This window comes from Pseudescherichia sp. (assembly GCF_032052675.1).
Lineage (GTDB): Bacteria > Pseudomonadota > Gammaproteobacteria > Enterobacterales > Enterobacteriaceae > Pseudescherichia.
Genome location: NZ_DAMBWA010000016.1, coordinates 1 through 12,755 on the forward strand (window position 1 = coordinate 1; position 12,755 = coordinate 12,755).

Annotated in this window: 11 protein-coding genes and 1 riboswitch; of the genes, 3 read left to right on the forward strand and 8 right to left on the reverse strand. The window is 57.1% G+C overall.

Annotation, left to right across the window (positions count from 1 at the left end; genetic code table 11):
- Positions 1–173: 173 nt before the first annotated feature.
- Complete coding sequence (gene murI / locus RTX96_RS17925) at positions 174–1,055, reverse strand: glutamate racemase (RefSeq protein WP_103821646.1); 882 nt, start codon at positions 1,053–1,055, stop codon at positions 174–176.
- The gene (btuB, locus tag RTX96_RS17930) at positions 1,000–2,838 is read right to left on the reverse strand and encodes a TonB-dependent vitamin B12 receptor BtuB (RefSeq protein ID WP_312671712.1); all 1,839 of its coding nucleotides are present in this window, start codon (positions 2,836–2,838) and stop codon (positions 1,000–1,002) included. The genes murI and btuB overlap by 56 nt, the downstream gene beginning before the upstream one ends.
- Before the next feature lie 65 nt (positions 2,839–2,903).
- Positions 2,904–3,082: riboswitch (cobalamin riboswitch) on the reverse strand.
- A gap of 117 nt (positions 3,083–3,199) precedes the next feature.
- Here btuB and trmA point away from each other — a divergent pair.
- Positions 3,200–4,300, forward strand: coding sequence for a tRNA (uridine(54)-C5)-methyltransferase TrmA (gene trmA / locus RTX96_RS17935; protein WP_312270059.1), 1,101 nt, complete (start codon positions 3,200–3,202; stop codon positions 4,298–4,300).
- A 58-nt stretch (positions 4,301–4,358) separates the two neighbouring features.
- On the opposite strand, the gene RTX96_RS17940 is transcribed toward trmA, so the two are convergent.
- Positions 4,359–4,718, reverse strand: coding sequence for a YijD family membrane protein (locus tag RTX96_RS17940; protein ID WP_103821649.1), 360 nt, complete (start codon positions 4,716–4,718; stop codon positions 4,359–4,361).
- Positions 4,719–4,728: 10 nt separating this feature from the next.
- On the reverse strand, positions 4,729–5,367 hold the full coding sequence (gene fabR, locus RTX96_RS17945; RefSeq protein WP_141092983.1) for an HTH-type transcriptional repressor FabR: 639 nt from the start codon (positions 5,365–5,367) through the stop codon (positions 4,729–4,731).
- A gap of 231 nt (positions 5,368–5,598) precedes the next feature.
- Here fabR and sthA point away from each other — a divergent pair, with 231 nt between their 5' ends.
- Positions 5,599–6,999: a Si-specific NAD(P)(+) transhydrogenase gene (gene sthA, locus RTX96_RS17950; RefSeq protein ID WP_312671713.1), complete on the forward strand. Its 1,401-nt coding sequence runs from the start codon at positions 5,599–5,601 to the stop codon at positions 6,997–6,999.
- Here the strand turns inward: sthA and oxyR are convergent.
- From oxyR to argC, 4 genes are all read right to left on the reverse strand, one after another.
- Entirely contained in the window at positions 6,982–7,899 is a 918-nt protein-coding gene (gene oxyR / locus RTX96_RS17955; RefSeq protein WP_103821652.1) for a DNA-binding transcriptional regulator OxyR, read from the reverse strand. The genes sthA and oxyR overlap by 18 nt on opposite strands.
- 148 nt (positions 7,900–8,047) lie before the next feature.
- Complete coding sequence (argH, locus tag RTX96_RS17960; protein ID WP_312671714.1) at positions 8,048–9,421, reverse strand: argininosuccinate lyase; 1,374 nt, start codon at positions 9,419–9,421, stop codon at positions 8,048–8,050.
- A gap of 74 nt (positions 9,422–9,495) precedes the next feature.
- The gene (argB, locus tag RTX96_RS17965) at positions 9,496–10,272 is read right to left on the reverse strand and encodes an acetylglutamate kinase (protein WP_103821654.1); all 777 of its coding nucleotides are present in this window, start codon (positions 10,270–10,272) and stop codon (positions 9,496–9,498) included.
- 6 nt (positions 10,273–10,278) lie between these two features.
- Positions 10,279–11,283: an N-acetyl-gamma-glutamyl-phosphate reductase gene (argC, locus tag RTX96_RS17970; RefSeq protein ID WP_103821655.1), complete on the reverse strand. Its 1,005-nt coding sequence runs from the start codon at positions 11,281–11,283 to the stop codon at positions 10,279–10,281.
- Between the two features lie 88 nt (positions 11,284–11,371).
- On the opposite strand from argC, the gene argE reads away from it, so the two are divergent.
- A complete protein-coding gene (argE, locus tag RTX96_RS17975; protein ID WP_312269569.1) occupies positions 11,372–12,523 on the forward strand; it encodes an acetylornithine deacetylase in 1,152 nt (383 codons plus the stop codon).
- Positions 12,524–12,755 lie beyond the last annotated feature (232 nt).

Here is a 12,755-nt window from a genome sequence, read left to right on the forward strand (position 1 = left end):
GCGTATATTACGCTTTCCTCATTCAGAGTCAAGCGTTTATTTTCGCTTTTCTCTGCCGAAGTGCCCGGAGGCGCCTCGCTGACCGGCCGGCTTATTCGCCGTTGTTCCGTGTCAGTGGTGGCGCATTATAGGGAGTTATTCCGGGCTGACAACCCCTAATTTTAAAAAATCTTTCAAGCGTCTCTTTTTTGTGCAAACCCGCTGTCCATTGCCAGTTTTTCGAGCGATTTAAAGCCGTATCGCTGTAAAACGGGCAGTAACTGTACAGTCTCCGGCGTCACGTCCATGCAATATGCGATATTTTCATCGGAAGATTTCGCATCGGGCGCGTCGTGCTCAAGAAGCCATGCCGTTCGGCGGGCAATCGCCGCCCCGGAATCCACCAGTCGGGTTCCTTCCGGCAACACCTGCAGCAGCTCCTCATGAAGAAGCGGAAAATGGGTACAGCCAAGCACAACGGTATCCGGCGGCTCCGCCATCCGTAACCACGGGCGAAGAATACGGCGCAGCCTGTCGAGGGAGACCGGTTCACCATGCAGCTTCGCCTCAGCTATCTCTACCAGTTCAGACGAGCCCAGCAGTTCAAAATGGCACTCATTAGCAAAACGCTGAATAAGCTCGTGCGTATAAGGACGCTTTACCGTACCGCGGGTTGCCAACAGGCCAACGACGCGGTTGGCGGTGAGGCGTGCCGCAGGCTTAATGGCGGGCACTACGCCCACCACCGGGAAGCCGAACTTCTCGCGCAGGGCAGGAAGCGAGACGGTGCTGGCAGTATTACAGGCAATCACCGCCAGAGAGAGCGGATAGCGCGCCTGAACGGCGGTAACAATCTCTACCACGCGCTCAACGATAAACGCCTCTGATTTCTCCCCGTAGGGGAAAGCAACGTTATCAAACGCATAGATATAATGGAGGTCCGGCAGGAGATGCCGGATCTCATCATAGACGGATAGCCCGCCGACGCCGGAGTCAAACACCAGCACGGTGGGCCTTGGATCAGAAGGTGTAGCTGCCAGAGACGGTGTATTCTCGTCCTGCAGTATGGTAGCCATAAACTGTCTCGTAATCTTTATCGAACAGGTTAGCTATTTTACCACGAACGGTGAACTGTGAGGTGATTGGATACGACACAGCTGCATCCCATAAACTGACGCCGCCCATCTTCACCGTCTGATAGGTGGTGTAGTCCGTATCGTAGCGCGTGCCCAGATAGTGATAGGTTACGCTCCAGTCCAGATCGTAGATCTGCCAGTCGAGCTGATACTTCACCTGCTGCTTCGCACGGCGTGCCAGCGGCTCGTCAGTAAGCGCATTACGCGAATCGACGTAGTCGTAGCTCAGGCTGTGTTCCAGCGGGCCGGTATCGAAGGATGCCGTTGCTTCCACGCCTTTGATACGTGCCTTGCCTACGTTATAGTACTTCATCGCCTGATCGTCATAGTCAATCAGGTTATCTACGTCGTTACGGTAGCCAGAGACGCGCCAGTTCACGCCCGCCGTCAGGCCTTCAAAGGCCCCTTCCCACTGCTTGCTCTCTTCCGGGTTGAGATCGTCATTACCATAGAAGCCATAGAGCTGGCCGAGGTTAGGTGCTTTATACGCCGTGCCGTAGGAGGCGATGAAGCGATAGCCCTCAATAAACTCCCAGCCCGCACTGCTCTGCCAGGTGCCGTGACGGCCAAACTGCGAGTTATCATCACTACGCACCGCGCCTTCCAGCGTAAAGTCACCCAGCTGCTGCAGTCCGGTCAGATAGACGCCAGTGTTGCGCTGGTCATAGCCCTCTTCGACATAGTTGGTTCCCGGTTCGGTGCTCTGCTTCTGCCAGTCGATACCTGCGCCAATGTTGCCCTGGCCGACATCAACGGTATTTGCCCACTGTACGTTGTACTGTTTGATCTCATCCAGCGTGGCGCTGGAGTCGTAGCGGCCGAGGTGCGGATCGTAGTTGAAATCCTTACTGTGGCCATAGCTGGTCAGCAACTGAGAGCGGAAGATATCGCGGTTAAAGCGCAGCCCTGCGTCCCAGGTCTGGCTGTAGAGCTGACGTGTATCTACCAGCACGCCTGGCGTGTAAGCACTGCCATCGTAGTCGGTGCGGTTGTCATAGCCGTAGCCGCGCACGAAGCCGCTCCACTCTTCAGAGAAGCTATGCTCCAGCGCGCCATACAGCGTTTTACTCATAAACCCGTCGCGATCGGGCTGCGCCAGGCCGCCGGTGTTTCCTTCCGCGCCGATATCAAAGCCTTTGGTATAGGTGTAGTCACCTGCCAGCGTCACGCGGGTGCTGTCGCCCAGATCCTGCTGCGTGCTGGCTTCGTAGTTCTGGTAGCCTTTCGACCCGATGCCAGCCGACAGCGTCGTGCCGATTTTCTCGCGTGTAGTGATGATATTCACCACCCCACCGATAGCGTCGGAGCCGTACACTGCTGAACGCGGGCCACGGATGTACTCAATACGCTGCACCAGCGCCAGCGGGAACTGGCTGAGATCGGACGAGCCGCTAACGCCGGCCTGGTTGAGACGCACGCCATCGACCAGAATCAGCACGTGGCTGGAGTTAGTACCGCGAATGAAGAGAGAGGAGGTCTGCCCCATACCGCCGCTCTGTGAGATATCTACCCCAGGCAGACGACGCATCACATCGGTTAAGGAGGTTGACTGCCAGCGATCGATATCCTGGCGGGTGACAATGCTGACCGGCGCCAGTACCGTTTTTACCGGTTGCTGAAAACGGTTTGCGGTGATGACCAACGTGTCCGGATTGCTGTCCTGCGCCCAGCCGGAAAATGCCGTGACGGAGAGCGCCGTCATCAGCGAAGCTTTTTTTATCATTGTAAAAGCATCCACAATATAAGAAGGATGCCGCAGGCCCCATCAATAGCACGCGATGATATGAGCCAAGTGCGACGTATACCGGCAGGTCTTCGGGCTTGGAGATTTTCCGGAGTGATGACTTCCCGCCTTGCAGCAGTGTCTGCTTTCGCTATCACTCCAACTCTCCTTACCGCTGCGCGTCAGCCCCAGATTTTCACTGGATTCCCTTTTAACTCACAGGACCGGAGCGTGGATGCTACCTGTAGGTAGTTATAGATGTCCAGACTGCTAAGATAAGAAAACGCAAAACGTCGGGGCTGGACAATACGCGCACAATCCCTACAATCCCCGCGTAATCTATTTTCACTCAGGACGCATCATGACCCCCGAACACCTTCCGATAGAACAGTACGACGCTCAGCTGGACGAAAAAGTGGTCCGTCTGCAAAAGATGATGACGCCATTTTCCGCGCCTGCGCCGGAGGTGTTTCGTTCTCCTGTTAGTCATTACCGGATGCGGGCCGAGTTTCGTATCTGGCACGACGGAGATGATCTGTACCACATCATCTTCGATCAGCAGACCAAAAGTCGGATCCGCGTGGATAGTTTCCCAGCCGCCAGCGCGCTGATCAACCAGTTAATGGCTGCAATAATGGACAGCGTACGGGGTAATAATGTCCTGCGCTTCAAGCTGTTCCAGATCGATTACCTGAGCACCCTTAGCGGTCAGGCCATCGTGACGCTGCTGTACCATAAAAAGCTGGACGAGGCGTGGCAGGCCGAGGCGCAGGCGCTGCGTGATGCGCTGCGCGAACAGGGTTTAAACGTGCATATCATTGGCCGGGCGACCAAAACCAAGGTCATGCTGGATCAAGATTATGTTGATGAGCGCCTGCCGGTGGCGGGCCGGGAGATGATCTACCGTCAGGTCGAGAACAGCTTTACCCAGCCTAACGCAGCGATGAACATCCAGATGCTGGAGTGGGCGCTGGACGTGACCACCGATTCAACCGGTGACCTGCTGGAGCTTTACTGTGGCAACGGCAACTTCTCCCTGGCGCTGGCGCGCAACTTCGACCGTGTGCTGGCGACCGAAATCGCCAAGCCGTCGGTGGCGGCGGCGCAGTACAACATCGCGGCCAACCAGATCGATAACGTGCAGATTATCCGCATGGCGGCAGAGGAGTTTACCCAGGCGATGAACGGGGTACGTGAGTTTAATCGCCTGCAGGGTGTCGACCTGAAGGGCTATCGCTGCGAGACGATTTTTGTCGATCCGCCGCGCAGCGGGCTGGATAGCGAAACAGAGAAGATGGTGCAGGCCTATCCGCGTATTCTGTACATCTCCTGCAACCCGGAGACGCTGTGCCAGAACCTGGAGACCTTCAGCCAGACGCATCAGGTGGAACGCCTGGCGCTGTTCGATCAGTTCCCCTACACGCACCATATGGAGTGCGGGGTGCTGCTGACCAGAAAATAACCCTGCCACCCGCCGAAAACGCCGGATGGCGCTACGCTTATCCGGCCTACGTGCTTATCTATTCCGTCAGCTCATGCTTGCGGTTACGCAGGCGGTAGCCAATCCAGAATACCAGCACCACCGACAGCACGGCAGGAACAAAGTTAGAGCCAATGGCCGGATACTCGGCCCGTACCACCGCACTGTAGAGCAGCACGCCTAAAATAAAGCAGGCGGCGGCCAGCGCTGGCAGCCCCAGCGGCATGGTGCGATTTTGATAGCGCTGATGCAGGCAGTAGACCGCCAGCACCAGAGAGATAACCGGGAACAGCGAAAACGGCACGATTGAGCTGAAAATCGCCGTAAACGTACCGTTAATCGATAAGCCAGCGATCAGCGCCAGCAGCAACGTACCTTTATCTTGACCTGACTGTTTCATTACTCGTCCTTCACTCATCGGGTTGATGCGACATTCTTTCCTGCTCACGGCGATACCAGTAGTACGCGCCCTTCGAAATCATCCTCAATTGCAGCACCAGGCGCTCTTCCAGCTGGCGGCGCTGCTCTGGACCCACGTCCAGCGCTTCTGCGCCAGCGCTGAATACAATAGTGACCATCGCTTCGGCCTGGGCCTCGGTGAACGCCCGCGGCATATGGCTTTCGATTTCCAGATAGTCGGCGAGTTCCGCGATAAAGTGCTGGATCTCACGGGCAACGGCGGCGCGAAAAGCGCTGGAGGTGCCTGAACGTTCGCGCAGCAGCAGACGAAACGCGTTGGGGTTATTGCCGATAAACTCCATAAAGGTGGAGACGGAGGTGCGGATCACGCTACCGCCTTTGGCAATACGCTGGCGCGCCTGGCGCATCAGCTGGCGCAGCATCAGGCCGCTCTCGTCGACCATCGTCAGGCCAAGCTCATCCACATCGCGGAAATGGCGATAGAATGACGTTGGGGCAATGCCCGCCTCGCGCGCCACTTCGCGCAGACTCAGGCTGGCAAAACTACGCTCAGCGCTTAGCTGACTAAATGCCGCTTCCACCAGCGAACGCCGGGTTCGTTCTTTTTGTTGCGCTCTAACGCCCATCACGATGTCTGAATCCTTCCAAAGGCCTGCTGGCACTATACCAGAGATAAGCTAATCGGTTTGCCTGGCTTTGTGAATGATTGTTTACATGCTGTTGCACCTTTAATGACGTCACTACGGGCGAAAGCAGAATAAAAAAATAGTACGGCAAAAAAACAGAGCGATAATTGGGTTATCCCCTTAACGATGTTACTATTATGTTGTTTTTATGTATAAGAACAGGTAAGCCCTACCATGCCACACACTTACGATTACGATGCAATAGTGATAGGTTCCGGTCCCGGTGGCGAAGGCGCTGCTATGGGGCTGGTAAAACAAGGTGCCAAAGTCGCCGTTCTTGAGCGATACCATAACGTGGGCGGCGGATGCACCCACTGGGGCACCATCCCTTCGAAGGCGCTTCGCCACGCGGTCAGCCGTATTATCGAATTTAATCAAAACCCTCTGTACAGTGACCACTCCCGCCTTCTCCGTTCCTCCTTTGCCGACATCCTTAACCATGCCGACAGCGTGATCAATCAGCAGACGCGAATGCGCCAGGGATTTTATGAGCGTAACCGCTGTGAAATTCTGCAGGGCGACGCCCACTTTGTTGATGCGCATACGCTGGCGCTGGAGTGCCATGACGGTACGGTAGAGACGCTGACAGCGGAGAAGTTTGTTATCGCCTGCGGCTCTCGCCCCTACCATCCGGCAGATGTCGATTTTGCCCATCCTCGCGTCTATGACAGCGACTCAATCCTCAGCATGCAGCATGAGCCACGCCACGTGATCATCTATGGTGCCGGGGTGATTGGCTGTGAGTATGCGTCGATCTTTCGAGGAATGGATGTCAAAGTCGATCTGATCAACACCCGCGACCGCCTGCTGGCGTTTCTTGACCAGGAGATGTCGGACTCGCTCTCCTACCACTTCTGGAATAACGGCGTGGTGATACGCCACAACGAAGAGTATGAGCAGATTGAGGGCACGGACGACGGGGTGATTATGCACCTGAAATCAGGCAAAAAGCTTAAGGCCGACTGCCTGCTCTACGCCAACGGACGCACCGGCAACACCGATAGCCTGCAGCTGGCCAACGTTGGCCTGGAGGCCGACGGTCGCGGGCTGTTGAAGGTCAACAGCATGTACCAGACCGCACAGCCGCATATCTACGCCGTGGGCGATGTCATCGGCTACCCAAGCCTGGCCTCTGCCGCCTACGATCAGGGACGCATTGCAGCTCAGGCGATGGTTAAAGGTGAAGCAACGGCGCATCTGGTGGAAGATATCCCCACCGGGATCTACACCATTCCGGAGATCAGCTCGGTTGGTAAAACAGAGCAGCAGCTGACGGCAATGAAGGTGCCCTACGAAGTGGGTCGGGCGCAGTTTAAGCACCTGGCGCGGGCGCAGATTGTCGGGATGAGCGTCGGTACGCTGAAGATTCTGTTCCACCGCGAGACGAAAGAGATTTTGGGGATCCACTGCTTTGGCGAGCGCGCGGCTGAAATTATTCACATCGGCCAGGCGATTATGGAGCAGAAAGGCGGCGGTAACACCATCGAGTACTTCGTTAACACCACCTTTAACTACCCGACTATGGCGGAAGCCTATCGGGTAGCGGCACTAAATGGCTTAAACCGCCTCTTTTAACGCTCTGTCGAAATGGCCATCCATTGTAGTACGGATGGCCTCAGCCAGCTGCTCATAGCGGCTGCGCAGCGGCGATCCCGGACGGTAGACCAGACCGATGGTGCGCTTCGGCTCCGGCTTGATGCACGGCAGGTAGATAACCCCGTCGCGCTTGCGTTCAGAGGGCACGGCCAGCGCAGGCAGCAGGGTAATGCCGCTACCGGCAGCTACCATGTTACGCAGCGTTTCAAGGCTGGTGGCACGGAAGTGGGTATCTTCGTCAGCGCCTGCCTCAAAGCAGAAGCCCATCGCCTGATCGCGCAGGCAGTGGCCATCCTCCAGCATCAGCAGCTTTTCACCCGCCAGATCGGCCATCGGGACGCGGTCGCGGTTCGCCCACGGGTGATCCTCATAGATCGCCAGCATCATCGGCTCATCAAACAGCGGAACTTCGATAAAGGCTTCGCTCTCTTTCACCAGCGCCAGAATGGCACAGTCCAGCTTGCCGCTGTCCAGCTGAGCCAGCAGCTGTTGAGTCTGCGCTTCATGCAGGTACATCTCTAGCTTAGGGAAAGTTTGGTGCAGCAGCGGAATAATCTGCGGCAGCAGGTAGGGTCCAACGGTCGGGATCAGGCCAATATGCAGCGGTCCAGACATGGTCTCCCCCTGCTGGCTTGCCATCTCCTTGAGCACTTTGACCTCGCGCAGCACCGTGCGCGCCTGATCCACCAGCAGCAGGCCAGCCTGGGTAAACAGCACCTTGCGGCTGGTGCGCTCCAGCAGCATCACGCCCAGCTCATCTTCCAGCTTGCGGATCTGCCCGCTGAGCGTGGGCTGGCTAACGTGGCAAGAGTCGGCCGCCCGGCGGAAATGACGGTGTTCGGCTAACGCTACCAGGTATTCAAGATCACGAATATTCATTATTCATCCTCCGGCGCCACGATAGTTCATGGCGATAGATAGAATAGCAATCAATGATTATCCCTATCAAGCACTCTCTGGCTCCACAGGCCATTTTTTGTATAAAAAAAAGCCGGGTCCAGGCCCGGCGTCGCTGGCTACAGCGTGATTAAATCAGGCGCGTTCTGGCGTCGTTAATGGCCTGGGCGACCTGCGTTGGCGATACGCCGCCTTTCGCCGCACGCTTATCCAGACAGGATTGCAGGGAGAGGATCGGATAGACGTCGTCGCCAATCACGCTGCTGAATTTTTGCAGATCGGCCAGGGCCAGATCCTCCAGCGGTTTACCCTGGGCGATGGCCTCTACAACGGCTTCACCCACAATATGGTGCGCTTCACGGAACGGTACGCCCTTCGCCACCAGATAGTCCGCCAGCTCGGTAGCGTTAGCGTAGCCCTGCTGCGCCGCTTCCTGACAGCGCGGACGTTTCACCTGAATGCCGTCCAGCACCAGCGCGGCCATGTGCAGGCAGTCCAGCCAGGTGTCGAGAGCATCAAACAGCCCCTCTTTGTCTTCCTGCATATCTTTGTTGTAGGCCAGCGGCAGCCCTTTCAGGGTCATCATCATGCCGGTCAGGGCACCCTGCACGCGACCGCATTTACCCCGGATCAGCTCCAGCGCATCCGGGTTTTTCTTCTGCGGCATCAGCGAGGAGCCGGAGGTGACACGGTCGGAGAGCTCAACAAAGCCTGCTTCACCGGTGTTGAAGAAGATAAGATCTTCGGCAAAGCGCGACAGATGTACCATGCCGATAGAGGCGTCAGAGAGCAGCTCCAGCACGTGGTCGCGGTCGGATACGGTATCGAGGCTGTTGCGGGTCGCGCTGGCAAAGCCCAGCCAGCCCGCCAGCTGCTCGCGGTCGATCTCATAGGCCGTTCCGGCCAGCGCGCCGCATCCCAGCGGGCTAACGTCCAGACGCTTCAGGGCATCCTGCAGACGGCTTTCATCACGGGCTAACATCTCAACGTAGGCCAGGCACCAGTGAGCAAAAGTCACCGGCTGCGCACGCTGCAGGTGGGTATAGCCCGGCATCACCGCATCCTGGTTAGCCTGTGCGGTCTCGACCAGCGCGCCCTGCAGCTGACGGTTTGCCGCCAGCAGCTCGGCCACGGTGTCTTTACACCACAGTTTCAGATCGGTCGCCACCTGGTCGTTACGGCTACGGCCGGTGTGCAGTTTTTTACCCAGCGGGCCAACTTTGTCGATCAGCTTGCCTTCCACCCAGCTATGGATGTCTTCGGCGTCGCTCTCGAGGATCTGCTCTGGGTTAAGGCGCACCTCTTCCAGCAGGTTGTTCAGCGCCTCTTCTAGCTGTACTTGCTCATCGGCGGTCAGCACGCCCACCGTTACCAGCGCTTTGGACCAGGCCACAGAGCCGACAATATCCTGCTCGGCCAGGCGGTAGTCGAAGCGCAAAGAGTCGTTGAACTGTTTGAACCGCTGATCCGCTGCCTGTGTAAAACGCCCACCCCAAAGTGCCATAACATCGTTCCTTTATACGTTAGTTCCGCCGGGTGGCGCTGCGCTTACCCGGCCTACGGTCATTCAATAAAAGTTTACGCTAAAATACGCGTGCCAATCGGCGTGCCGTTGAACAGCGCCGGAAGTTGCTCCGCGTGACGCCAGGAGGCGATATCCACCGGGCGGCCCAGCGTGCGGGCGGCGTCCAGCGCGGCGTTGACCTTGACGATCATGCCATCGGTAATAATGCCCTGAGCGATCAGCTGCTCGGCTTTCGCCGCCGTCATCTCAGCGATGCGCTGGCCCTTACCGTCCAGAATGCCGCTCACGTCGGAGAGCAGGATCAGATCCGCGCCGAGCGTTGCCGCCAGCGCCGTCGCTGCCTGGTCGGCGTTGACGTTCATCAGCAGACCATCGTCGGTCACGCCGATAGAGCTGATGACCGGCAGGAAGCCACCTTCCAGCAGCGTGTTAATCAGCGTAGGCGAACCGGGCTGCGCCTGGCCCACGTGACCCAGATCGTCATCAAGCTGGGTGACCTTCACGCTATCGCCGTCGCCGAGGAACAGGCCCACCGAAGCAATCTTATGCTTCTTCGCCCAGGCCAGCAGCGTTTTGTTAGCGGTACCCGCCAGCGCGCCGGTAATAATGTCGATCTGGTCGGCAGGCGTGACGCGCAGGCCATTTTTCTTGGTCACCGGCAGGTTAAGCTGCTTCATCAGCTCATCGACCACGCAGCCGCCGCCGTGAACGATCACCAGCGGACGCTGATGCGACTCACGATAGTTAACCAGGGCGGTAAACAGACGCGCCAGCGCCTCTTCGCTATCCAGCAGTACACCACCGAGTTTGATAATTAATGGATTCATCATCACACCTTAAATAAGAGACTGCGTTTCAGGATAGCCGAAACGAATATTTGCACACTGCATTGCCTGGGCGGCAGCGCCTTTGAGTAGGTTATCCTCTGCGGCGACGATAATCAGATGCGCATCCTGCACGGCAAAGCCGATGTCACAAAACGGTAGCCCGACCACGTTTTTCAGCGCTGGAACGCCTTTGTCATAGAGACGTACCAGCGGCTTATCGGCATACGCCTGCAGGAACGTGCCCGCAACCTGCTCTTTGGTCACGCCCGGCTTCAGGCGACAGGTAATGGTTTCGAGGATCCCACGCGGGAAGCTGCCCAGATGCGGGGTAAAAATCACATCCGTACCGAGATGAGTCGTAATTTCCGGATGATGGCGATGGTTAAAGATGCCGTACGGCTGCAGGCTCACTTCACAGAAGCTGTTTGAGATCGCCGCCTTGCGCCCGGCACCGCTGACGCCGCTGGTGGCGTTGATCACCGGCCACTGGTTAAGATCCAGCAGCCCGGCGTCGATCAGCGGCTTCAGCGACAGCTGCGCCGCCGTCGGGTAGCAGCCCGGTACCGCCACCAGCTGCGCCTCTTTCAGTTTGTCAGCGCTCCACTCCGCCAGGCCGTACACCGCCTGCTCAAGCAGCTGCGGGTGCTGGTGAGTGAAGCCATAGAATTTTTCATAGAACGCAGCATCGTTAACGCGGAACGCGCCGGAGAGGTCAAACACCACACAGCCTGCCGCTAAAAACTGCGGGGCCAGGTCGTGACTCACCTCGTGAGCGGTCGCCAGGAATACCACGTCAACACCCGCAACAAACTCACTGATATCGGACATCGGCTGCAGAGGCAGGTCGACAATGCCTTTCAGCTGCGGGTGCAGATCGGAGATTAATTTTCCTGCATCATTGCTTTGCGCTGACACGGTCAAAGCGGTTATGGTCATATGAGGATGGCGATTCACGTAGCTTACAAGCTCTGCGCCCGCATAACCGCTAGCGCCTACAATCAGCGTATTCAACATCGGGTTCCTTTATGCTCAACGTTAATGTATTTTTATTCACATTTACTGCATGAATATTGATACTATCACGACCTAAGGTGTGTCAACAATGAAAATGAATTTACCGCCATTTATCGAGATCTACCGCGCCCTGATAGCCACGCCGTCCATCAGCGCGACGGAAGAATCGCTGGATCAGAGCAATGCGTCTTTAATCAATCTGCTTGGCGGGTGGTTTGGCGACCTCGGGTTTAACGTAGAGATCCAGCCGGTACCCGACACGCGCAACAAATTCAACATGCTGGCCAGCATTGGCGAAGGCGCAGGCGGCCTGCTGCTGGCTGGGCATACCGATACGGTGCCCTTCGACGATGGTCGCTGGACCCGCGATCCCTTTACCCTGACCGAGCACGATAACAAACTCTACGGCCTCGGCACGGCGGACATGAAGGGCTTTTTCGCCTTTATTCTTGATGCGCTGCGTGACGTGGACGTGACCAAGCTGAAAAAGCCGCTCTACATTCTGGCGACCGCCGATGAAGAGACCAGCATGGCGGGGGCGCGCTACTTCTCTGAGAACGCCGCCATTCGTCCGGACTGCGCGATCATTGGCGAGCCGACCTCGCTGCAGCCGATCCGTGCTCACAAAGGCCATATCTCTACGGCGGTACGGGTGCTGGGCCAGTCGGGCCACTCCAGCGATCCGGCGCGCGGCGTTAACGCCATCGAACTAATGCACGACGCCATTGGCCGCCTGATGCAGCTGCGTGATTCTCTGAAAGAGCGCTATCACTTTGACGCCTTTACCGTACCTTATCCGACGTTGAACCTCGGCAGCCTGCACGGCGGCGATGCCTCAAACCGCATCTGCGCCTGCTGCGAGCTGCACATGGACATTCGTCCCCTGCCGGGCATGACGCTGAACGATCTCAACGGCCTGGTAAACGACGCGCTGGCCCCGGTGAGCGAACGCTGGCCGGGACGTCTGAACGTCGCCGAGCTGCATCCACCAATTCCGGGCTATGAATGCCCGCCGGATCACCAGCTGGTTCAGGTGGTGGAAAAGCTGCTCGGCACCAAGACCGACGTGGTGAACTACTGCACTGAAGCGCCGTTTATCCAGACGCTCTGCCCAACTCTGGTGCTCGGCCCCGGCTCAATCAACCAGGCCCACCAGCCGGATGAGTACCTGGAGACGCGCTTTATCAAGCCCACCCGGGAGCTAATTACCCAGGTCGTGCACCACTTTTGCTGGCACTAAATGCGCTACCCTCTTCTACGGGAGAGGGTAAAACGTCGTCGTTAACATAAGTTCTACTTATCTTCTTTAAAGCGAATTAAATTTCGTAAATTACGCACATTTATTCGTTTGCTGAACCGATTTCGCCGCAATTGACGCACGGGTTTTTACGTGGCTTTATAAAGGACAACTGAGAAAAATGTCCGGCAGATTTCAGATACAGGACATTTATAATTGAGATGGGGTGTCTGGG

What these genes read in the sequence shown, in the direction of transcription:
- argB (WP_103821654.1), bottom strand. Translation starts at nt 10,272, where the DNA reads ATGATGAATCCATTAATTATCAAACTCGGTGGTGTACTGCTGGATAGC.
- murI (WP_103821646.1), bottom strand. Translation starts at nt 1,055, where the DNA reads ATGGCTACCATACTGCAGGACGAGAATACACCGTCTCTGGCAGCTACA.
- trmA (WP_312270059.1), top strand. Translation starts at nt 3,200, where the DNA reads ATGACCCCCGAACACCTTCCGATAGAACAGTACGACGCTCAGCTGGAC.
- sthA (WP_312671713.1), top strand. Translation starts at nt 5,599, where the DNA reads ATGCCACACACTTACGATTACGATGCAATAGTGATAGGTTCCGGTCCC.
- oxyR (WP_103821652.1), bottom strand. Translation starts at nt 7,899, where the DNA reads ATGAATATTCGTGATCTTGAATACCTGGTAGCGTTAGCCGAACACCGT.
- argE (WP_312269569.1), top strand. Translation starts at nt 11,372, where the DNA reads ATGAAAATGAATTTACCGCCATTTATCGAGATCTACCGCGCCCTGATA.
- argH (WP_312671714.1), bottom strand. Translation starts at nt 9,421, where the DNA reads ATGGCACTTTGGGGTGGGCGTTTTACACAGGCAGCGGATCAGCGGTTC.
- btuB (WP_312671712.1), bottom strand. Translation starts at nt 2,838, where the DNA reads ATGATAAAAAAAGCTTCGCTGATGACGGCGCTCTCCGTCACGGCATTT.
- argC (WP_103821655.1), bottom strand. Translation starts at nt 11,283, where the DNA reads ATGTTGAATACGCTGATTGTAGGCGCTAGCGGTTATGCGGGCGCAGAG.
- RTX96_RS17940 (WP_103821649.1), bottom strand. Translation starts at nt 4,718, where the DNA reads ATGAAACAGTCAGGTCAAGATAAAGGTACGTTGCTGCTGGCGCTGATC.